Origin of the sequence: Lysinibacillus sp. FSL M8-0216 (assembly GCF_038595555.1) — a bacterium.
GTDB lineage: Bacteria > Bacillota > Bacilli > Bacillales_A > Planococcaceae > Lysinibacillus > Lysinibacillus fusiformis.
Genome location: NZ_CP152007.1, coordinates 4,547,382 through 4,566,563 on the forward strand (window position 1 = coordinate 4,547,382; position 19,182 = coordinate 4,566,563).

The 19,182-nt window shown below is 37.5% G+C and carries 26 protein-coding genes; 6 read left to right on the forward strand and 20 right to left on the reverse strand.

The genetic code is table 11. The annotated features are described in order from the left end of the window. Window positions 1-24 precede the first annotated feature (24 nt). The 3 genes from MKX57_RS22630 to MKX57_RS22640 all read right to left on the reverse strand — a co-directional run bounded on the left by MKX57_RS22630 (window position 25) and on the right by MKX57_RS22640 (window position 2,385). Window positions 25-480, reverse strand: a complete 456-nt coding sequence (locus tag MKX57_RS22630; RefSeq protein ID WP_342550631.1) for a GNAT family N-acetyltransferase — start codon at window positions 478-480, stop codon at window positions 25-27. 218 nt (window positions 481-698) lie between these two features. Further along, on the reverse strand, window positions 699-1,232 hold the full coding sequence (locus tag MKX57_RS22635; RefSeq protein WP_342551140.1) for a GNAT family protein: 534 nt from the start codon (window positions 1,230-1,232) through the stop codon (window positions 699-701). A gap of 100 nt (window positions 1,233-1,332) precedes the next feature. Next, window positions 1,333-2,385 carry an AI-2E family transporter gene (locus tag MKX57_RS22640; RefSeq protein ID WP_008175417.1) on the reverse strand — a complete coding sequence of 351 codons (1,053 nt, stop codon included), beginning with the start codon at window positions 2,383-2,385 and terminating at the stop codon, window positions 1,333-1,335. Window positions 2,386-2,820: 435 nt separating this feature from the next. Between MKX57_RS22640 and MKX57_RS22645 the strand changes: the two genes are divergently transcribed. Next, entirely contained in the window at window positions 2,821-3,210 is a 390-nt protein-coding gene (locus tag MKX57_RS22645) for a RidA family protein (RefSeq protein WP_008175420.1), read from the forward strand. A 261-nt stretch (window positions 3,211-3,471) separates the two neighbouring features. Here the strand turns inward: MKX57_RS22645 and MKX57_RS22650 are convergent, their stop codons facing one another. Beyond that, a complete protein-coding gene (locus MKX57_RS22650) occupies window positions 3,472-4,053 on the reverse strand; it encodes a TetR/AcrR family transcriptional regulator (RefSeq protein ID WP_008175424.1) in 582 nt (193 codons plus the stop codon). 248 nt (window positions 4,054-4,301) lie between these two features. Between MKX57_RS22650 and MKX57_RS22655 the strand changes: the two genes are divergently transcribed. Genes MKX57_RS22655 through MKX57_RS22665 form a run of 3 tightly spaced genes read left to right on the forward strand, consistent with a single transcriptional unit; the run spans window position 4,302 to window position 7,587 of the window. Then, the gene (locus MKX57_RS22655; RefSeq protein WP_089985864.1) at window positions 4,302-5,519 is read left to right on the forward strand and encodes an MFS transporter; all 1,218 of its coding nucleotides are present in this window, start codon (window positions 4,302-4,304) and stop codon (window positions 5,517-5,519) included. A 20-nt stretch (window positions 5,520-5,539) separates the two neighbouring features. After that, entirely contained in the window at window positions 5,540-6,613 is a 1,074-nt protein-coding gene (locus MKX57_RS22660) for an LLM class flavin-dependent oxidoreductase (RefSeq protein ID WP_342550632.1), read from the forward strand. Window positions 6,614-6,642: 29 nt separating this feature from the next. Continuing rightward, window positions 6,643-7,587 carry an alpha/beta hydrolase gene (locus MKX57_RS22665; RefSeq protein ID WP_107922339.1) on the forward strand — a complete coding sequence of 315 codons (945 nt, stop codon included), beginning with the start codon at window positions 6,643-6,645 and terminating at the stop codon, window positions 7,585-7,587. 75 nt (window positions 7,588-7,662) lie between these two features. On the opposite strand, the gene MKX57_RS22670 is transcribed toward MKX57_RS22665, so the two are convergent. The 6 genes from MKX57_RS22670 to MKX57_RS22695 all read right to left on the reverse strand — a co-directional run bounded on the left by MKX57_RS22670 (window position 7,663) and on the right by MKX57_RS22695 (window position 10,722). After that, window positions 7,663-8,601 (reverse strand): ring-cleaving dioxygenase, encoded by a 939-nt coding sequence (locus MKX57_RS22670; RefSeq protein ID WP_107922340.1) that lies wholly within the window; start codon window positions 8,599-8,601, stop codon window positions 7,663-7,665. Window positions 8,602-8,675: 74 nt separating this feature from the next. Next, window positions 8,676-9,269 carry an NADPH-dependent FMN reductase gene (locus MKX57_RS22675; protein ID WP_342550633.1) on the reverse strand — a complete coding sequence of 198 codons (594 nt, stop codon included), beginning with the start codon at window positions 9,267-9,269 and terminating at the stop codon, window positions 8,676-8,678. Between the two features lie 139 nt (window positions 9,270-9,408). Then, window positions 9,409-9,753 carry a hypothetical protein gene (locus MKX57_RS22680; protein WP_096365686.1) on the reverse strand — a complete coding sequence of 115 codons (345 nt, stop codon included), beginning with the start codon at window positions 9,751-9,753 and terminating at the stop codon, window positions 9,409-9,411. Between the two features lie 10 nt (window positions 9,754-9,763). Beyond that, complete coding sequence (locus MKX57_RS22685) at window positions 9,764-10,132, reverse strand: GNAT family protein (protein WP_342551141.1); 369 nt, start codon at window positions 10,130-10,132, stop codon at window positions 9,764-9,766. Beyond that, a complete protein-coding gene (locus MKX57_RS22690; RefSeq protein WP_237068844.1) occupies window positions 10,133-10,288 on the reverse strand; it encodes a hypothetical protein in 156 nt (51 codons plus the stop codon). It abuts the gene before it with no gap. Between the two features lie 14 nt (window positions 10,289-10,302). Next, window positions 10,303-10,722: an Lrp/AsnC family transcriptional regulator gene (locus MKX57_RS22695; RefSeq protein ID WP_107922341.1), complete on the reverse strand. Its 420-nt coding sequence runs from the start codon at window positions 10,720-10,722 to the stop codon at window positions 10,303-10,305. 106 nt (window positions 10,723-10,828) lie between these two features. Between MKX57_RS22695 and MKX57_RS22700 the strand changes: the two genes are divergently transcribed. Next, window positions 10,829-11,233 (forward strand): carboxymuconolactone decarboxylase family protein, encoded by a 405-nt coding sequence (locus tag MKX57_RS22700; protein WP_089985872.1) that lies wholly within the window; start codon window positions 10,829-10,831, stop codon window positions 11,231-11,233. Between the two features lie 54 nt (window positions 11,234-11,287). Here the strand turns inward: MKX57_RS22700 and MKX57_RS22705 are convergent, their stop codons facing one another. Together MKX57_RS22705 and MKX57_RS22710 are read right to left on the reverse strand one after the other, a co-directional pair. Continuing rightward, window positions 11,288-11,710 (reverse strand): Rrf2 family transcriptional regulator, encoded by a 423-nt coding sequence (locus MKX57_RS22705; protein ID WP_089985873.1) that lies wholly within the window; start codon window positions 11,708-11,710, stop codon window positions 11,288-11,290. Window positions 11,711-11,816: 106 nt separating this feature from the next. Further along, a complete protein-coding gene (locus MKX57_RS22710) occupies window positions 11,817-12,341 on the reverse strand; it encodes a cupin domain-containing protein (RefSeq protein WP_342550634.1) in 525 nt (174 codons plus the stop codon). Window positions 12,342-12,467: 126 nt separating this feature from the next. Here MKX57_RS22710 and MKX57_RS22715 point away from each other — a divergent pair, with 126 nt between their 5' ends. Continuing rightward, window positions 12,468-12,932: an SMI1/KNR4 family protein gene (locus MKX57_RS22715; protein ID WP_089985875.1), complete on the forward strand. Its 465-nt coding sequence runs from the start codon at window positions 12,468-12,470 to the stop codon at window positions 12,930-12,932. A gap of 10 nt (window positions 12,933-12,942) precedes the next feature. Here the strand turns inward: MKX57_RS22715 and MKX57_RS22720 are convergent, their stop codons facing one another. The 8 genes from MKX57_RS22720 to MKX57_RS22755 form a co-directional block, all read right to left on the reverse strand. After that, window positions 12,943-13,638, reverse strand: coding sequence for a D-alanyl-D-alanine carboxypeptidase (locus MKX57_RS22720; protein WP_342550635.1), 696 nt, complete (start codon window positions 13,636-13,638; stop codon window positions 12,943-12,945). A 56-nt stretch (window positions 13,639-13,694) separates the two neighbouring features. Next, complete coding sequence (locus MKX57_RS22725; protein ID WP_342550636.1) at window positions 13,695-14,060, reverse strand: serine hydrolase; 366 nt, start codon at window positions 14,058-14,060, stop codon at window positions 13,695-13,697. Window positions 14,061-14,268: 208 nt separating this feature from the next. Next, entirely contained in the window at window positions 14,269-14,481 is a 213-nt protein-coding gene (locus tag MKX57_RS22730; RefSeq protein ID WP_090259212.1) for a hypothetical protein, read from the reverse strand. Window positions 14,482-14,518: 37 nt separating this feature from the next. Further along, entirely contained in the window at window positions 14,519-14,962 is a 444-nt protein-coding gene (locus tag MKX57_RS22735; protein WP_036121463.1) for an SRPBCC family protein, read from the reverse strand. Between the two features lie 120 nt (window positions 14,963-15,082). Then, on the reverse strand, window positions 15,083-16,231 hold the full coding sequence (locus tag MKX57_RS22740; RefSeq protein ID WP_342550637.1) for an ATP-binding protein: 1,149 nt from the start codon (window positions 16,229-16,231) through the stop codon (window positions 15,083-15,085). Next, window positions 16,224-16,916 (reverse strand): response regulator transcription factor, encoded by a 693-nt coding sequence (locus MKX57_RS22745; protein ID WP_342550638.1) that lies wholly within the window; start codon window positions 16,914-16,916, stop codon window positions 16,224-16,226. The genes MKX57_RS22740 and MKX57_RS22745 overlap by 8 nt, the downstream gene beginning before the upstream one ends. A 198-nt stretch (window positions 16,917-17,114) precedes the next feature. After that, complete coding sequence (locus MKX57_RS22750) at window positions 17,115-17,435, reverse strand: hypothetical protein (protein ID WP_342531233.1); 321 nt, start codon at window positions 17,433-17,435, stop codon at window positions 17,115-17,117. Window positions 17,436-17,597: 162 nt separating this feature from the next. Next, window positions 17,598-19,046 (reverse strand): Msr family ABC-F type ribosomal protection protein, encoded by a 1,449-nt coding sequence (locus MKX57_RS22755; RefSeq protein WP_342550639.1) that lies wholly within the window; start codon window positions 19,044-19,046, stop codon window positions 17,598-17,600. Window positions 19,047-19,182 lie beyond the last annotated feature (136 nt).

Consider the following 19,182-nt stretch of genomic DNA (forward strand, 5'->3'; position numbering starts at 1 on the left):
TTATACAGGTCCCTTTCCTTCTATTTATTCAGTTAAATATTGAATAACAGCCATTTCTTTACCGAAACGATCACCATTATCGACAAAGCCTAAACTTGCATACAAATGATGCGCGACTTTATTTTTTGGATGATAGCCTACTATAACCTTTGTAGCATCCGGTAACTTAGCTATTTCGTTTATTATTTGCTTTGTGGCTTCTTTGCCAGTACCTTTACCTTGAAAGTGCTGATCAATCATTATGCGATAGATCCAGTACCCGCCAAGCTCTTCCTTTACTGCATTGAACATTAAAAATCCAACAATTTTGTCTTCATAGTAAATGGCATATGGCTTTAAAGTTGGTTCGAACTTTGATTGTGCAATAGAAATAGCGTTGGATTCAACATAATCCCTTTGCTCTGCTGATGTTTCTAACAGGCAGCAATCATACCAATTATTTTTACTTACCTCTTCGATTCTTACAGTATTGCTAGACATATATGGTCCCCTTCCGAATTTAGGGAAACGCTAAACACTTTGTTAATAAGACGTTTTCCCCCTGTATTGAACGATAAAAATAAATGTATTTGTCATCATGACCGCCCCCTGTAACAAAGATTCTTATGTAGAATAACATACCTTTTTATACATTATTAATATTATTTTCTATTTAACGAAATTAAAGCCAGCACATATACTCTGTGCTAGCTCAATTTCTATTGCAATTTTTTCATATACTCTTCCAGCAGAATACCCATAATGATTTCGTCTGAGAAAGCATTGTTCATAAATAATGCCTGCCTCAACACACCTTCTTTTTTGAAGCCAACCTTTTCATAGGATTTGATCCCTCTAATATTATGAGAGTAAACTTGTAGTTCCAAACGATTCAGACATAGCTCCTCAAACGTAAATTTTTGAGCAAGTTGAACTGCTTCTGATCCAAGTCCTCTGCCACAATCCTCTAATCCATGCAGGGCTATACGAAACATAGCCTTCTTATTATCTAAATCCACTTCCATAATAACTAAGTCACCAATTACTTGATCATTATCTACTAAACAAATAGCAAAGTCATAGCGAGTAGAATCTTCTTTAAAGCGGTAGATCGCCTCTTTAATTTGTTCTTTTGTTAGCAAGTTACGAGTTCCTGTCATATACATGATTTCCTCATTTTGAAAGCATTTTTCAATACTTTCGCTATCATTAACAGAGATTTCTCTTAAATATACCTTCTGTCCCTTTACCATCATTGTCAAAAACACCCCCTACTTATCTTAAATGAGATACGATGTAAATAAAAAAAGAATCATCTCTACATACAAGATGATCCCTTTTGTAAAGTTATTTTTATTCCATTAATTTTTTGTCCTCAACGTCGTCCATTTTCTGTTTAGATTCTTCTGAGGAAGTAACCCCTAGAATATCAAGTAAGAACATGAACAATGGGATACCGATGATTAATCCCCATACACCAAGGAAATGCTCTGAGAAAAGGATGACCATAAATGTGTAGAAAATCGGTAAATCTGTCTTAGCTGACATAAGCTTTGGATTTAAGAAATACGCTTCAATCGCATGTAAGACCATAACAATTACTAAAATGTAGACAATGTACATTAAGCCACCAATACTATAGGCGATAATACTGAGTGGGATTAATGAAATAATAACACCTGCAACTGGCACTAAGCCAAGAATAAACAGCATAATCCCAAGAGCAATTAGATGCGGGAAGCCCATAATCGAAAGGGCAATCACTGATAATACACAGTTAACAGCAGCAATAATGAACTGTGCTTCAATTACTTTACCAAATGAACGGATGAAAATTCTTGAAAAATAATGCAGTTCATCGTAAAGAGGTCCAATTTTACTATCCTTAAACTTTGCTGTAAATTCAATGATTCGTTTCTTTTCCAACAAGATGAACAAACTCAATATTAGGGAAATCAAAATTTGCATAATGATTTTACCAATATTCGTAATATTTTTAAGAGTTATATCCACACCCTGTTCTAAATACTTACCAAGCTCAATCTTCTCAAAGGTTGGAGCCAAATATCTCGCAATCTCATTGTCATCTGGATCTAGGTTAAAGCTAGCAATAAGATCAAAAAGCTGTGTGACTTGCTGCGTGACAATGGGCAAGTATTTGTAAATCACAGCAACAATACCAGCGACCAGTAACAAATATAATGTTACAGTAACAGCCTTTTCATTCATCGGTGTGTATTTTCTTATTTTTTTCGTTGTCTTCGTAGTAAGCTGATTCATCAAATAGGTAATAATAAACGTAAGCAAAATTAAGTTGATCATACTTCGCATTAAATACAATGCAACAGCAATTCCAACTAGAATGATAAAACGTTTAAATCCATTACTCCGAAAGAAATTATTCATTTATTCACTCCTTCTACAAAACGGCCTCGCTGCCTTTGCCACCTAAGGTTGCACTAGTAACTAAACATCAGTAGTAAACATTAATTTACATCAATACGCATCATTCTTATGTAAAAATTTCCCTCTATTTAATGAGTATAGCCATCCACCTTCAAATTAAGACGAAATTCATGTTTCTTTAGAAGTATCTGTATAAAACCTAAGGGCGTGAAGTGAATTGTATGTCTAGTCAAATTAAAAAGTTAATACTTTTATCTATTTTGAATGCTTTATCAGCGTATAAGCCTATATTTTATGAATCTATTATAACCCTTTGAATCGACATATCCAATTTGTAAGTTCATTTATAATGGTATTTGTACTACTTTTATATGATTACTCTATGCTATTTTAATGGAGAGATGAAAATGAATAATAGAAAAGGAGATGGGTTCAATGAAAATTAGTAGAAATCCTGAAAACATTCATCCACCTGTAGCCCCTTATGTACATCAGATCGAAGTAACAGGACCAAACAGATGGTTAACATTATCCGGGCAAATTGGCATGGAGATAGATGGGTCAATACCTGAGGATCCGGTTGCCCAATTGAAGATAGCACTAGATAATATTCGGAAAAATCTTGATCATGCCAATATGGAGATTCAAGATATTACAAAGCTCGTGTTTTACTTGGTAGGCGATATGGAGGCTCAACAACGAAAAGAAATAATGAATGATTTTTTACAAGGACATCTTCCATGTACAACCTTACTGTACGTAGTGGCACTGGCTGCTCCGGCCATAAAGGTCGAGATTGATGCTTGGGCTTGTAAAGAAGTATAAATTTATTTTATGTAGAGCTTTATAGAAATGTGATTTGAATTTATTCTTAGAAAATTCCCCTTTAGAGACTCTAAAGGGGGATGAAATCTTCCATTATTGTTTTTCATATAAGGTAAATACCGTTAAGCCTCCGATATTCGCAAAATCAGCTACTGTAGGGTTTGGAACATCTAAATCAGAGAACGGTACAATTCCTGTTAAAATTGCTGCCACATAGGTTTTATGGACGTTTATATTTTATTCTTTTACTAGTTTAAAATTTTATTTAAGTAATGTCAGAGTCGCAGCTATTGCATTATCAACGAATGAACGCTGTGGCTGTGATTTCATCATAACGGTTAATCCAATTAACGATACAATGAGTGCCTGCGCAAGTGATTTTGCATCCGTGTCAGCCTCAAGCTCACCTGCTCGGACCCCTCGCTCAATGGTCTCCTGAAAAATAACTGCTAAATAAAGTTGGTGCTCCCTCGTTAAAATCTCAAATCTTTCGTCATGAGGAGCGAGTTCAACCATTGTATTAATACAAAAACAACCGTTACTAAGATCTTTCGTATACTCAGCTTGAATCACTTCTTCAAAAAAAGTAGCAAATGCCTGCTTTACAGAAACATGACTTTGAAGTCTAGTCCGTATATCAGCTGCTCTAGATGTCGTATATCTACGCAGTGCTGCTTCGAATAGCTCTTTTTTATCACCAAAGGTTGAGTAAATACTTGGACGTTGAATGCCCATTCTTGAAGTAAGATCACTTAGAGAAGTAGCTTCATATCCCTTCTCCCAAAATAACTGCATGGCAGCCTCTAAAACTTTTCCTTCATCAAATTCACGGGTTCTTGCCATAAAATCACCTCCACTGTAGTAGATTTCGCCATTTAAACTATATAAAAATTAAAATACCAAACAGTATGTAATCATTGTATAATCAGCTGGTTCCATTGTCAATTTTACACTATTCATTGTAAGGATATAAAAATAAATACTAAATAAACGCTTGACACCTTCCATAAGGTTAAGATATATTTACCAACAATTATATTGTACCAAACGGTACGTTATAATGAAATTCTATATGGACTGGAGGATATAAGATGGACGAAGATCTTAGACAGACATGGGATGCACCTTCGATGAATCTACAGTCGTCCATGCCACGTGCTGTCACATTTTTATTCGCAGCAGCCTGTGGAATGTCAGTCGCCAATATTTATTTTGCACAGCCGCTGCTTGATCAGCTGTCTATTGCGTTTAATATTGATCCGTCGATTATTGGTGTTGTCATTACAATCACGCAAATCTTTTACGGGTTAGGCCTATTACTTCTAGTGCCACTTGGGGACTTACTTAACCAACGACGTTTGATTATCGGACAGATGCTATTATCCACAACGGCTCTAGTTATAGTCGGTACTGCTTCTTATAGCATAGTTCTTTTCACAGGCATGGCTTTAGTAGGTTTACTTGCAGTTGTGACACAAACGCTTGTAGCATTTGCAGCAACCATCGCTTCCCCAGCAGAGCGTGGTCGAGTCGTTGGGATTGTCACGAGTGGAATCGTCATTGGCATCCTGCTCGCCCGTACCTTCGCAGGACTATTAACTGACCTTGCAGGATGGCGTACTGTCTATTTAGTCTCTGCTGCCTTCATGCTCATCATGGTCTGTTTGTTTGTAAAGGTGTTACCTACAGTGGAGCGAGAAGTAAAATCACTCCCCTACCATCAACTCATTAGATCTGTGTTCACTTTATTAAAACAAGAACGAACACTACGTATCCGTGCAGTTCTAGCCATGCTAATTTTTGCTGATTTCAGTATTTTGTGGACATCACTTGTTCTTCCACTTAGTGCACCACCGTTGGCACTTTCACATAGCGTAATTGGTGCTTTTGGTCTTGTTGGAGTGGCCGGCGCGTTGGCTGCGGCACGGGCAGGGAAATTGGCTGATCGAGGATACGCACAAAGAACAACAGGTATAGCATTAGCACTATTACTAATTTCTTGGTTGTTTATTAGCTATCTAGAACAATCGTTATTTGCGTTAATTGTAGGGATCGTATTGCTAGATTTAGCTGTACAGGCCGTACATGTTACGAATCAGGCGCTAATTCTTCCATTACGTACAGAGGCACGAAGTCGACTTACTGCTGGATATATGATTTTTTATTCCATCGGCAGTGCAAGTGGCTCCATTGCTTCTACACAAATATATGCACACTTTGGCTGGGAAGGGGTCTCTTTCCTCGGAGCTTCAATTAGTGCTATAGCAATTCTATTTTGGGCAACGACTTTACGATTTACAAAACATTAAATTGACAAGGAGAATGACAAATGGAAATAGGAATTACCTCTTTTGTAGAAACAAAACCAGATGTTCATAGTGGGGAAGTGATTAGTCATGCCCAACGCTTACGTGAAGTGGTTGAAGAAATCATTCTTGCCGATCAAGTAGGACTGGATGTATTTGGGGTTGGCGAGCATCATCGAGAAGACTATGCTGCATCTTCCCCTGCAATGGTGTTGTCCGCCGCTGCTTCACAAACGGAAAAAATACGACTTACAAGTGCGGTGACTGTCCTTTCTTCAGCTGACCCGGTTCGCGTCTATCAAGATTTTTCTACTTTGGACGGACTTTCAAATGGGCGTGCGGAAATTATGGCAGGTCGTGGGTCGTTCATCGAATCTTTCCCTTTATTTGGATACAATTTAAATGACTATGATGAACTATTTGAAGAGCATTTAGATTTATTACTTAAAATTCGTGAGGAAGAAAAAGTAGTGTGGGAAGGGAAGCACCGACCGGCGATCAATAATTTAGGTGTGTATCCAAGACCTGTTCAAAAATCCTTACCCATTTGGGTTGGTAGTGGAGGAAATCAACAATCAGCCATTCGGGCAGGTCTTTTAGGATTACCACTTATGCTAGCAATCATTGGTGGCAGTCCTATGCAGTTTGCTCCAATCGTACAACTTTATAAAAAAGCTGCTGCTCATGCAGGTCATGATTTATCTAAGCTTCAGGTAGGCTCCCATTCGATAGGTTTCGTTGGTCCGAATAACGAGTGGGCAGCAGATACATTTTTCCCATCTACACAGGCGGGCATGAATAAACTGGGCAAAGAACGGGGTTGGTCCTATTATGATCGTTCTAGCTATGATACTGCACGTAGTTTTGAAGGGGCATTATATGTCGGTGATTCAGAGACAGTTGCTCAGAAAATCATTCATCTTCGTAAACAGGTAGGGATCACACGATTTATGTTATACGTACCTTTAAGTACAATGCCACATGATCAAGTCATGCAAGCTATAGAACTTCTAGGAACCGAAGTGGCTCCTCGTGTGCGCGAAGAAGTTGCCCAATGGGAGGCTGAAATGGCAGTACAAGGACATCCATTTATTTAAAAATTCATTACTTTACAGGGGGAATTTATATGACAATCAATGACCGAATCTTACCCGAATTAAGGCAGGCTTACTCCCAATTTCCAGGCTTTCGACTAGACGAAGATTTAGAGTGGAGTCGTCGTCTCTTAGTCCAATCTCCATTAGAGGAATCAGAGCTTGTAGTTATAACTAATCGTACGATTCCCAGAGGTGATGGGGGTGAAATGCTAGTTAAAATATATGAACCCGTTAAACGGAACCACGATAAACTTCCAGCTATGCTTTGGATTCATGGGGGTGGTTTCGTGATGGGACACCCTGATATGGATGATCTTCTATGTGAACGTTTTGTTCAGACCGCTAACTGTGTTGTCGTCTCAGTTGATTATCGACTTGCCCCCGAGCATCCCTATCCAGCTGCGATTGAAGATTGCTATGCAGGGTTAGTATGGATGACAACTGAAGCTCCTACTCTTGGCATTGATAGTAAACGAGTGGCAATTGCCGGTGCAAGTGGAGGTGGAGGTCTAACAGCAGCTCTAGCATTAATGGCTCGCGATAAAGGAGGACCCTCAATTATATTCCAGATGCCACTGTATCCAATGCTTGATAACCGAAATGAAACGACTTCTAGCTACGAGATTACTGACAGTCACGCAACATGGAGTAGAACAAATAATTTGACCGCTTGGCGTATGTACTTAGGAGAGGAACAGGACACCCATGAACTTTCTCCATATGCGGTTCCTTCAAGAGCAGATAACTTAGCAGGACTACCGCCTACCTACACGTGTATAGGTCAACTTGATTTATTCAGAGATGAAACACTCGATTATGTAACACGACTTGCTCAAGCAGGAGTAGATGTTGAGATGAATCTCTATCCTGGTAGCTTTCATTGCTTTGAAGTCTTTGTGCCGGATGCTGAAATTAGTCTGCGTGCTAGTCAGAATTATTTAGATGCCATGGCCCGTGCGCTCAACGGCAGATGAGATTTCGCCGGATCAAAAAAATGCGAAAATGTTGAGTTCTCAACATTTCGCATTCATTTAAGTAGATTCTATATCTTAGTCAAGCTCACGTACTTTAATCGGAATTAGTATACTTTCTAATTGCTCTCGTTGTTGCTCATATTGAGATGGTAGCATTAATTGGCTTCCCATCGTCTCCATTGTTTCGTCATGAGCAAATCCCGGAGGATCTGTAGCAATTTCAAATAAAATTTCACCAGGTTCACGGAAATAAATCGCATTAAAATAATTACGATCTTTGACTTCCGTTACATGTTGACCATGATTCATAACATACTCTTGCCATTCTAAATGATCCGTATTATCTTGAGCTCTCCACGCAACATGGTGAACCGTTCCTACACCCATTTGTCCACGTTGTCCTACAACCAATTTTAAATCAACTGTGTTGCCAATCTCCGCATTAGATTTAAAACGAGTGTAGTCACCCTCTGTCGCTACTCTTTCAAGACCCATTACTTCTGTTAAAACTTTTGCAGTCTCTTCAGGGTGGCTGGAATATAAAGTGGCTCCACCAAATCCTTTAATGGCAACCTCTGGCGTTACTTCTCCAAATGTCCAGTTATTTAATTCGCCTGCAGCACGTGCAACGAGTTCGATATGCAGACCATGCGGGTCATCGAACTGAATGACTTGCTCACCAAAGCGTTCAGCTTTTTGGAAAGGAATCGAAAATTTGGCTAAACGATTAATCCAAAATGGTAGTGCCCCCTCTGGTACAACATACGTTGTGACACCAACTTGACCGTCACCAATTCGTCCTTGATATGCATTGGCCCAAGGGAAGAATGTAATGATTGTTCCAGGTTTCCCACCTGCATCACCGAAATATAAATGATATGTGCCAGGATCATCGAAGTTTACTGTTTGTTTCACTAAACGCAAGCCTAATACACCTGCATAAAAATCAATATTCTCTTGTGGGTGGCCTACAATAGCTGTGATATGGTGAATACCTGCTGTATGTTTTTTCATGGTAACATGCCCTTTCCTGACTAATTTTCTCTCCCACACTTTATCCAATTTCGTCCTACCCCAAACGCGTAGGCTTAACGAATAGTGTATAAAGCTTTTGACCATGGGATTACTTGATCTAACATTTGATTGACTGAATCAGTTTGTATAGCTTGTGGTTTAAAGTCTGAACCATTTTCAAAATCTGTGAATAATGATAATGCAGGGTGAACACGTACATCTGCGATTAAAAGCTCACCCATGATGCCACGTAAATGTTCTGCTGCACGAGCACCACCTACAGAACCATATGAAACGATGCCTGCTGCTTTGTTATTCCACTCAGCACGTAAATAATCTAGTGCATTTTTTAGAGCACCTGTAATAGAGTGATTGTATTCTTGTACGATGAACACAAATCCATCTTGTTTAGCAATAACTTCTGACCAAGCCTGTGCACCTGAAGCATCTTGCCCTGACTCTCCTAATAATGGCAATTTATAATCAGCGATATCAATCACTGTGTAGTTTGCATCTCCTCGTTGATCTGCAATTTCCTTTACCCATTGTGCTACCTGAGGACTTACACGTCCCTCACGTGTTGATCCAATAATAATACCGATATTTAATTCTGCCATTACTTGTTCCTCCTCTTTTTTTGAAGAAAATAATTTATTCCAAAAACCCATTATTGTACCTCCTTACGAAAGCTAAAGGTTTGAATTCGTTTATCTTGAATTTAGTTATCTTGAATTCGAGATAATAATAACACGCCTCTTTCTTAAACGTCAACACCTTTGTTTTACTAATTTAAAAAAGCAGAGGAATCTATCCCTCTGCTCTTGCTAAATGTCTATTAACTTGTGACTTTAAACAGCTATATTGAGCATTATTTGTATCCTGATAAGCCTCTGCCCTATTCGAATCAATGTCTTGATAATCAATTTTAGATGAAAACTGCTCTTCCGTAAAATCCATTCTCTCTCCATTTATTACATTATAAAAGTGCCAGCCCTCATCCAAACTTGTTTTCCTAATTTCCCCGCCAAGTATATCTTGCACCACTAGAGAAGTAACACCACATTGTCCTTTTGCAGGATTTTCAACGCTCCATTTAGAACTTGATTGAGTCGACCAAGATTGCCTTAAAGCATTTAATACGTTTCTCTTCATGCTTGTCTCCTTAAAATGGAACGTCATCTATTTTAATAGACGTTGGATTTCCTAGAACCCAATCTTCTTTAATAGCACCATAGACAATACTATCGGTCACTGTGCCATCTTCATTTTCCCAGGCATTTCGTAAATAGCCTTCCTTCACAAAACCAGCTTTGCTAAAACATTTCCGCATCCCTATATTATCAACTCTTGTATAGCCTTCAATACGAATCTTACCCTTTACCTCAAATAGATATTCTTGTAACCATCGAAGTGCCATTACGCCATATCCTTTCCCCCTACAATTTGCATGTAAGCGGATATCAAACAGTGGGATGGTGTCACTGATATCATGAATAAAGATAATTCCTACTCTATCTCCATTTTCCAGTATCTAATAGGTTTCACGATCATTCTCATAATATCCCTCTGCGAACGCTGCTCGAACGCTCTCTTCTTTAACGTGCTGATCGGTGTGGTAAATCCATTTATTTTGAGTTAGTAAATGGACTAAGTCATCAATTTCACCCGTAAATAATTTGATTTCCATAAAGATCCCCTTTTTTATAAGTCCTCACATATATCAGAAAAGATAAAATTGGTTTTTGTATGTGCATATAGCTGTAAATCATCAATAAATTGCTCTACATCAGAAAAAGATTGAAAATGAGCCTTTAATAAGAAACAAGTTTCTCCTGATATTCGATAGCAAAAATCTACGTTTGTAAATGTCAGGATATGTTCTTTAAAATCTGCATAGCGATTATTTTTAATTGTTGCCTCCATTATAGCTTCAATGGGAAAGCCTAGCGCCTTTGAATTAATGTCTAATGTATATTTCCTTATGACTTGCTGTTCCTCTAAATGTCGTACCCTTTCACGAACTGCAGGGGCCGATAAATGTACTCTCCTACCTAACTCGCTCATAGAAATTCGGCTATCTTTTTTCAATTCTTTTAGTATTGTTTCATTAATGAAATCCATTGTAGAAAATTCCCTTCATTTTAAAAGAGAAAGAAAATATTTCCCTTCGAATTGGTATGTTAACAACACCATTCATATTTTACACTAATTATAGGAGGGAAGATTAATGACACTCATTCATTTATATGACAAGGGCTTAACGCCATTTCAACAACTACTAGGCTATAATGAGGAAATACAGTCGCATTGGTTACAATTAGGGAAAACGGTCGAAAAGGACGGTCATTTATCTGCACATTTAAAAGAAGAGGTCCGAAAAACATTAGCACAAAAAAATGGTTGCCAATATTGTCAGGCGAAAGGTATACCTGCCCCTCAACATTACGATGAAAAAACAGCCGTTTGTACAGGTTTTGCTGAGGCATTCTTAGTCACTAAAGGTCATACCTCACACTATGTCACCGCTGTCTTAAAAGAATATTTAACAGAGGCTGAAATCAGTGAACTACTGGCATTTATTTGTTTCACAACCGCACAGCAATACTTTGGGGCTCTTATGCAATTGAAATAACAATAGAACTAGAGTCCCCTAGTTCTTATTCGTCCATTTCTTCATTCTATCCGACTACTTCATTTTTTTATCGATTTCATGAACAATATCTATAATCAATTTCTTACTTAGCTCTTCTTTCATATTGTTCTCAGCATCCACCATTACTTGCTCAATGAGACAACCTTCATTATGAAAGGAATCCTCGTGGTCAGAGGAACAACTGAATAATGAGGTTTGTCCCTCGATTGCGTAAATCACATCTAAAAAGGAAACTTCTTGAGGGCGCTTCGAAATGCGATAACCTCCATTGACACCTGGATTCGATTCGATTAAACCCGCCTTTACAAGCTTTGTTAAAATTTTCGAAAGATAGGTTGGAGATAGTTTCTGCATGTCTGCTAGTGTCTCAACATTCATTGATTTTCCTTTAGGTGTATTCGTCAAAAACACCATTGTATGTAACGCATAGTTTGTTGCTTTTGAATATTTCATCATTCATTACCTTCTTTCATTAATTAAGGACCTTTATTATCTGTAATTAAAAAACATTCTACCATATATCGAGAAAAAAGCATGTTTAATAAAACACGCTTTTTATTTTTTAATTTGCTTGACTATAACCCGCTTCTTCAGCCTTTGCATCTGCCTTCGTCACATGAATAGTCCCAGATGGATGATTAGGTGGCGCATAAATCGTGTAGAGCTTTAATGGTTCATCTCCTACATTTGTAATATTATGCCATGTACCTGCGGGTACCATGACGGCCGTATCTTCAGAAACATTTCTTTGAAAGTTTAAATAATCCTTAGTCGGTCCCATTTGGGCAACTCCCTTACCCTCTTCAATACAAATGAATTGATCAACATGCGGATGCACTTCTAAGCCAATATCATCTCCTACATCGATGCTCATCACAGTTACTTGTAAGTTTGACCCTGTCCACAGTGCTGTGCGGTAATTTTTATTTTGCTTTGTAACGTCCTCTATGTCCACAACGAATGGCTCTGGTCCATAATCTCTCCGCACATTACTTCTGGTCCCCTGTTCTAGCTGTGTTGGATAAGCCCAATAAACAGGGTGATAGCCGTAATACACGGGGTAATTATGATAATAAGGGTAATGCATTGGTCTCAGTCCTCTCACATATTATAAATATATAGTATGCAGATGGTTGAAAGAATGTACGAATTCTAGCTACCTCAACTACAAGGGCACTCTTTGGATATCATGATGAAAAAGTGAGGTTTTTTGATGTATGAGAATTTAGTAAAAAAGCTAGCTCATACCACATCGATTAAGTGGCATCCTAGATGTAATGTAAAAGATAGCTGGATAACCGATGCAGAAATAGAGCTAGGATTTCAATTACCGCCCTCTTATTGCTGGTGGTTAATAAATTATGGCAATGCTCGACTAAATGGAGGAAACATTCTGACGGTCAGTCAACCTGAATACAGAGATATCGACGATAGCGACATTCTCTATATTCACCGTCTGAACTTGGACGATGAAGATTGGTACAAAAAATATCCAAATAGATTGGACTTATTTGTACCAGACGCAGATGAGCTTTATTTCTTTGATTTATCCGCAAAAGATGAAGATGGGGAGTTTCCCGTCATGTGTTATGACCTAATGAATGACATGATTTATGAGTACGCAGCTACATTCTCAGTTTTTCTTGAAAGATTACTTGATGAACATAGATCATTTTAAAGGTCATTCACTACATAGATAATTCCCTTTGAAGACGCATCCTAAATTTTTCATCTGTAAGAAATTTTAATTGAAAGCTATTCATACTACTAGATAATTTAATTTGTTCCATTGTATTTAAGTCGTTGGCAAAAAAAGCTATCTCCGTCTGATTCCCTTCTTTATCTTCCGCATAGGCGGCTAGTGTCAATACAAAGGCTGTTGACCCTCCTTTTTGACCTGCATGTGTAAGCCATTCTTGATTTCTAGGGTTTTGCATCAAATGTTCCATCACAGGATCTAAGTATTTATGTACATCTTCGGTAAAGTAATTTTTACTATTCAACTTTTCTAAAATAGAAATGTAGTCACTAGTAGAAGCCCTTATTAAACGATCAGACCAAACCCTTTGAACATCCAAATTGAGCATTTTTATTGCTTGAGCTTTCTCCTCTTTTGTTAAAGGTTTTTCTAGCCAATTCTCATGAATAGCCAATGCCCGTTCTCGATATTCAGCCATCCCCATATCTTTTAAAGCCGCTAGTGTTTCTTTTTTCGTTAGACTCTTTTCATCTCGCAATTGAATGGGGATATAAAGAGCACTTACGATTGGATAGAGGGGTTCATGACCTTTTACATCTAGTTGAGTGAGAACCTCATTAATAGTTTGAAGCCCTAGTACATGCATTAAATAATCTGTATTTGCATTAGAACTATAAGTAATCATTCCCTTTGCAACCTCGCTCAGCGGCACACTTTCCTTCCCATTGAGGTTTAACTGTGCTAGCCACGCTTCATGTGCGCCACCATCTGTTTTGGGATATAAAATGTCTCTAATTCCCTTAAGCGAACTTGTTGCTGAGGATTGATATGTCCATCTGCGGCTTGTTGCGCATATGCGATCGCTACGATGATTTTAACTGTACTGGCTAAAGGCAATGGTTCCTTTGTATGCTGCTCTACCCAGCTCTGGCGATTATATTGTATCGCTACTGAAACATTTTTATTGCCCTTGTTTTCTTTCATAAATTGCACAATATATTCAGGGTCGTCTTTCTTGACTTCCTTTTGGAATTTCCAAAATACAATGCCTATGACAAACCCTGCACAAACTAAAAGTCCACCAGTTAGCCAAACCCATTTTTTCATAACGATCCCTCCTTTATGTTGTAGATGAATGAATTTAATCGGAGCGCTATTGCTCTATTTATAGCTTCAGGCGGCATGACTTCCACAACTAGGCAAACGAAATTCCTAAATTGGTTCGAAGCAAATTGTAGCCGTAATGTCATTTCTCCCCCATCCTTCGCCCCCGAAGGTAAGAAAAGAATGTTCAGCAAAGCATTGATGAATTTAGTCATCGATTTTTCTTGAGAAATAAAACGAATGCTAATAAAGCCAAAAAGAATAAACTTAGATAAACACTAGATAAATTAGCCATATATTGAATGTAATAATGAGTATCCATTATTGTACTTTGTTGAATCATAAAATTAGAAATAATCGTCGGACTAAATAACGAAATAACAGCGATCAAAATGATACAAAATGAAAAAATTCGTTTATCCAAAAAATTACCTCAAATTAGGTCATCAAATCACACTACTCTAATGAATTAATGAAGCTCTTAATGTATTTATGCCATTTTCTAAGTATCCTTTGAGACAGGTTAATGTATAAATCCAGCCTTCTTTTTGACCCATCATTTTCGTCACAATTTCCGGATCATGTGCGTTCAGTCCTGATTCCACTACCTCAATGATTGTCTCACCTTGATATTCCTCAAGGGTCATAGTAACAATCGTCACTTCACCATGCTCCTCTCCCCAAGAAAATACAATTTTTTTGTTAGTCTCTATTTCAAGTACTGAGATAATTCCTTCTGCGCTATACTCCTCGTATCTCAATGTAATCCTCTTCCCCTCCGCCCATCTTTCAGAGCTACTAGAAAACCAATAATGTCCGATTTCAGTAGGAGAAATAATGGCTTCAAAAACTTTATGAGCGGGCTGCTTGATTTTTAATTTAGTCGTCACATTCGTATTCAACATCGATCATCATCCTTTTTCATAGTGTCTATCTATCACATTCGCCAAATTTTCCCTCTTCCCTCTCTTTTATTAAAACTTTAATAAAAAAATGCGATTCCCCCTAATGGTAGAATCGCATCTTTACATTGGTAAAATGACCTCAAATATTGTGCCAACATTCAATGTACTGCTAACATTTATTTTCCCTTGATGTTTTTCAACGATTGTTCTTACAATAGATAAACCTAATCCCGAACCACCCAACTCACGGGCTCTGGAATGATCGATACGGTAAAACGGCTCAAAAATATAGTGGAGCTGATCTTTTGGTATCCCTATTCCTGAATCCGCAATTGAAATATGAGTAGCGCTATTCTTAACATGTCCTTGAACTTCAATAATTCCATTTTCGTGATTGTACTTAATTGCATTTTCAATCAAATTATAAAAAACTCTATAGAGTAACGTTTGATTTCCCTTTATCGTTTCAACATCGATATCGACAGAAATAGTTAAGTTTTTCTCTAAACATAAAGGATGTAAGTCCTGTGTAATCGTATCAATCATTGTTCTAAGCTCAATTTCATCTGTAAAATGTTCCGTTTGCTCATAAGCTAATGCTAAAAGATCATTGACAACTTGAATGAGCCTTTGTGTACTTTCCTCTGTCACCTCTAGGGTTTCCTTATAATCTTCTACTGTCGGAGATTTTTCTAGTTTTAAAACCTGAATACCTGCCATCATTGTTGTTAGTGGTGTTCTCAATTCATGTGCTGCATTGGCAGCAAAGCTCTTTTGGTACAGAAACGATTCTTCCAATCGATCTAGCATGTGATTGAATGAAGCTGTAAGATCCCCCATTTCATCTTTAGTAGAAATATGTTCTATACGTTGCGATAAATTATGCTCGCTTATATTTCCGATTTTTCGACTAAGATCATTAACTGGCTTTAAAGCCTTACCTGCCACTACGTAAATGATTATAATACCTGCTAGAATGATAATTACCATCCAAATAATACTCTGATTAATAAACTTCTCTTTCGCTTTTCTCACATCTGTAACCTCTATATAAGAGCTGATGCCATGATCCAACTTGGTTTCTACTGACGCCTCATCCATGATTTCCTTATGAAGACTATTTTCTTGATTGAGTAACGATGACGTAATAGGCTGAACAATTTTTTCTTCGGCACTATAAATCGATAATAGTGTTAGTAAAATGGTAACCACTACAAAAATACAGCCAGTTAAAAGTGTTAGTCTCACTCTTAATGTTAAGTTATTCATAGGCACCTTTGTCACTTTCTGTAATCATATAACCTTGTCCTCGTACTGTATGAATTACTTCTTTTTCCCCCAAAACATCTGCTATTTTTTTTCGTAATGAATGGATATGGAACTTGAGTGAATTAGAAAATAAATCCGCATCACTATCCCAAACATGCTCTATCAATTCCTCTGAGCTGATGACCTTATTTTGTTGTAGCATGAGGTATTCTAAAATGGCATATTCTTTCTTGGTAACAGGTATCATCTCACCATTCACTAAAACTATTTTCCTCGAGCTATCCAATGTTATTTTTTCCAAAGACATAATGGTACTCTTTTGACTAAAAGTTCGTCTTAATAAGTTGCGTATACGTGCATCCAATTCTTGAAAGTCAAATGGCTTTATTAAATAATCATTCGCTCCTCTATCAAGACCAGCTATTTTATCATGAATAGCTGATCGTGCCGAAAGGATCAGTATTTTCACATCCTCGCTCTGAACTCGAATCTGCTCTAGCACCTCTATTCCATCCATCTTAGGTAAGTTTAAATCTAATATAATAAGGTCATATTCATTGATTTCGAATAATTCTAATGCTTCCTCACCATCAAAAGCTGTATCGACGGCATAGCCGGATTTCTTTAAACCTTTAGAGAGAATTTTTGATAAAACAGCCTCATCTTCTACCAATAAAAGTTTCATTTGTTCTATCCACCTTTTAACATCAAATATTTTTAACAAACCGTTAGTTTTATCAATTTTGGTTAAACAAGTCCTAACCCTTTGTCCTAGAATAGCCTACTTGAAATTGTTTTAAAATCATTCCAGTCACCTCTTGTCTCTTTTACCGTCACAACGTAAGAAGCTTGTTTTGACTTTTTCAAAACAAGCTTCTTTTGGTTACTTTTCTTCTTTTTCGCTATCAGTCACTGTCTTTTTCATCATCACTGCACCTTCAGGAACTTCCGGCATCTCTCCAGGCTCAAAGGTTTTTACGTTTGACTTTACTTTTCCTTCTTCATCAATCACCTTTTTGTTCATTTCCAATTTGCCTTTAGAAATATCCTCTTTCTCCCCAGGCTTAAGCACCTTCACTTCAGCCTTAATTAATTGTTCTCCCTTTTCGTTCTCATCATTTGAAGAAGCTAATGAAGAAAATGAATAGCCACCTGTTAATAATCCTAATGCTAATGTTCCTATCCCTAATACTCTTAATTTCATAAAATATCCCTCCAAAAATGTTTTGTAACAATAGTTACACACTGAGTATATCGATTGTTAGGTTAGATGGAGGTTAGATTTTAGTTGAAAGAATAATTTCTTTTAACTACCTACATTCAAAAAAATGCGATTCCCCCTAATGGTAGAATCGCATCTTTACAGTTAAAATATCTTATTATTTTTTATTGTGAATTGTATGTCTGCTACATTTTCAATAAAGTTTTTATCATGTGTCACGAAGATTATGGTTCCCTCATAAGCCGTTATAAATTGCTCTAACGCCTCTAATGCTTGAATATCTAAGAAGTTGGTTGGCTCATCTAATAACAGTATATTATAGCTTCCTAAAAACAGATAACACAGCTGGAGGCGTATCGCTTCACCACCGCTTAATGAGTTCACACCCTTTTGTATATCAGTTCCTACAAACTGCATGGAACCTAGAACGCTTCGTAAAAAGCCTTCATCGTAATCAGAGCGATTTTTTAAAAATTGGAGGACCGTTTCCTCACTTTTAAATTGGTAGCCCATTTGATGGAAATAGCCTATTTTGGCCTTAGGGGAAATGGTTAACCCCTCCCCATAGTTTGCAATATGTTGTAGTAAGGTACTTTTTCCACAACCGTTACTACCTGTCAAAGCAATTTTTTTACCCAATGGTATTTGAAAGCTTACGACATCCAATAGGACTTTTCCTGGAATGTGTAAAGTGAATTGATCTGCCATAATCGGAAATTTATTGTGTAGTTCCAATGCCTTCGATTGTCGGAAAACTATATTTCTGTCTACCTGCACCGCATCTACTTTCTGAAGCTTCTCTATTCGCTGTTCTATTGCCTTGGCTGCACGTTGTACGTTTTTTTGACTTGTCCCTTTGGACTTTGTCATAAACATGCGATTCGGCTTTGCATGAGCTTCTCTTTTTGACATGTTACCTGCTTGGGTAATTTTTTCAGCCTTTTTCATTTTATCTTCGGCAGCTTGTTCAAGACGACTTCTTTCTTTCAAATATAAGTCATGCGCCTGACGTTGTTGATCTTGCTCCAACTGCTTTTGCCAAGCATAATTACTATAATTTCCGGAATAAATGTTTACTGTGCCCCCATCAATCTCCCAAATTGTTGTGACCAATTGATCCAGAACCGCACGATCATGGCTAATTAGTACGAGGGCACCATAGTAATAACGCAATTCATCCACTAGAAATGAAATACCCTCTTGATCTAAATGTGTTGTTGGTTCATCAATGAGCAGCGCCTCCTCATAGAAAGAAAATAAATGAGCTAACTTTAATCTCGTTTGTTCCCCACCACTTAGTCCTTCAGAATTTACTGGAATAGCTAATTTCCCTAATAACTGTGCCTCTGCCCCTACAGGCGTTGGTGCTTCCATTTGTTCAAAATAGCCGAAATGTACATGACTATTTACCTTCCCACTTGTCGGCTGAACCTTGCTAGCAAGTAACTTCATTAATGTACTTTTTCCAGCGCCATTTTTCCCAACGATACCGATTCGATCGAATTGATGAATGGCTAATTTTTCAATGTTTAAAATCTCTTTATCTAAATAATTTACAACTACGTTGTCTAATTCAAAGCAAACTTTTTCCATATGACTACCTCCCGAAATTAACTCATTTCGTATCGATAGCTATGGTACCGATACGAGCCTCTAGTTAAAGCTCGTATCAAAAGAATAATAGCATATGCATGATCTATTCCTCCTTATTGGATAAAACAAAAATTCA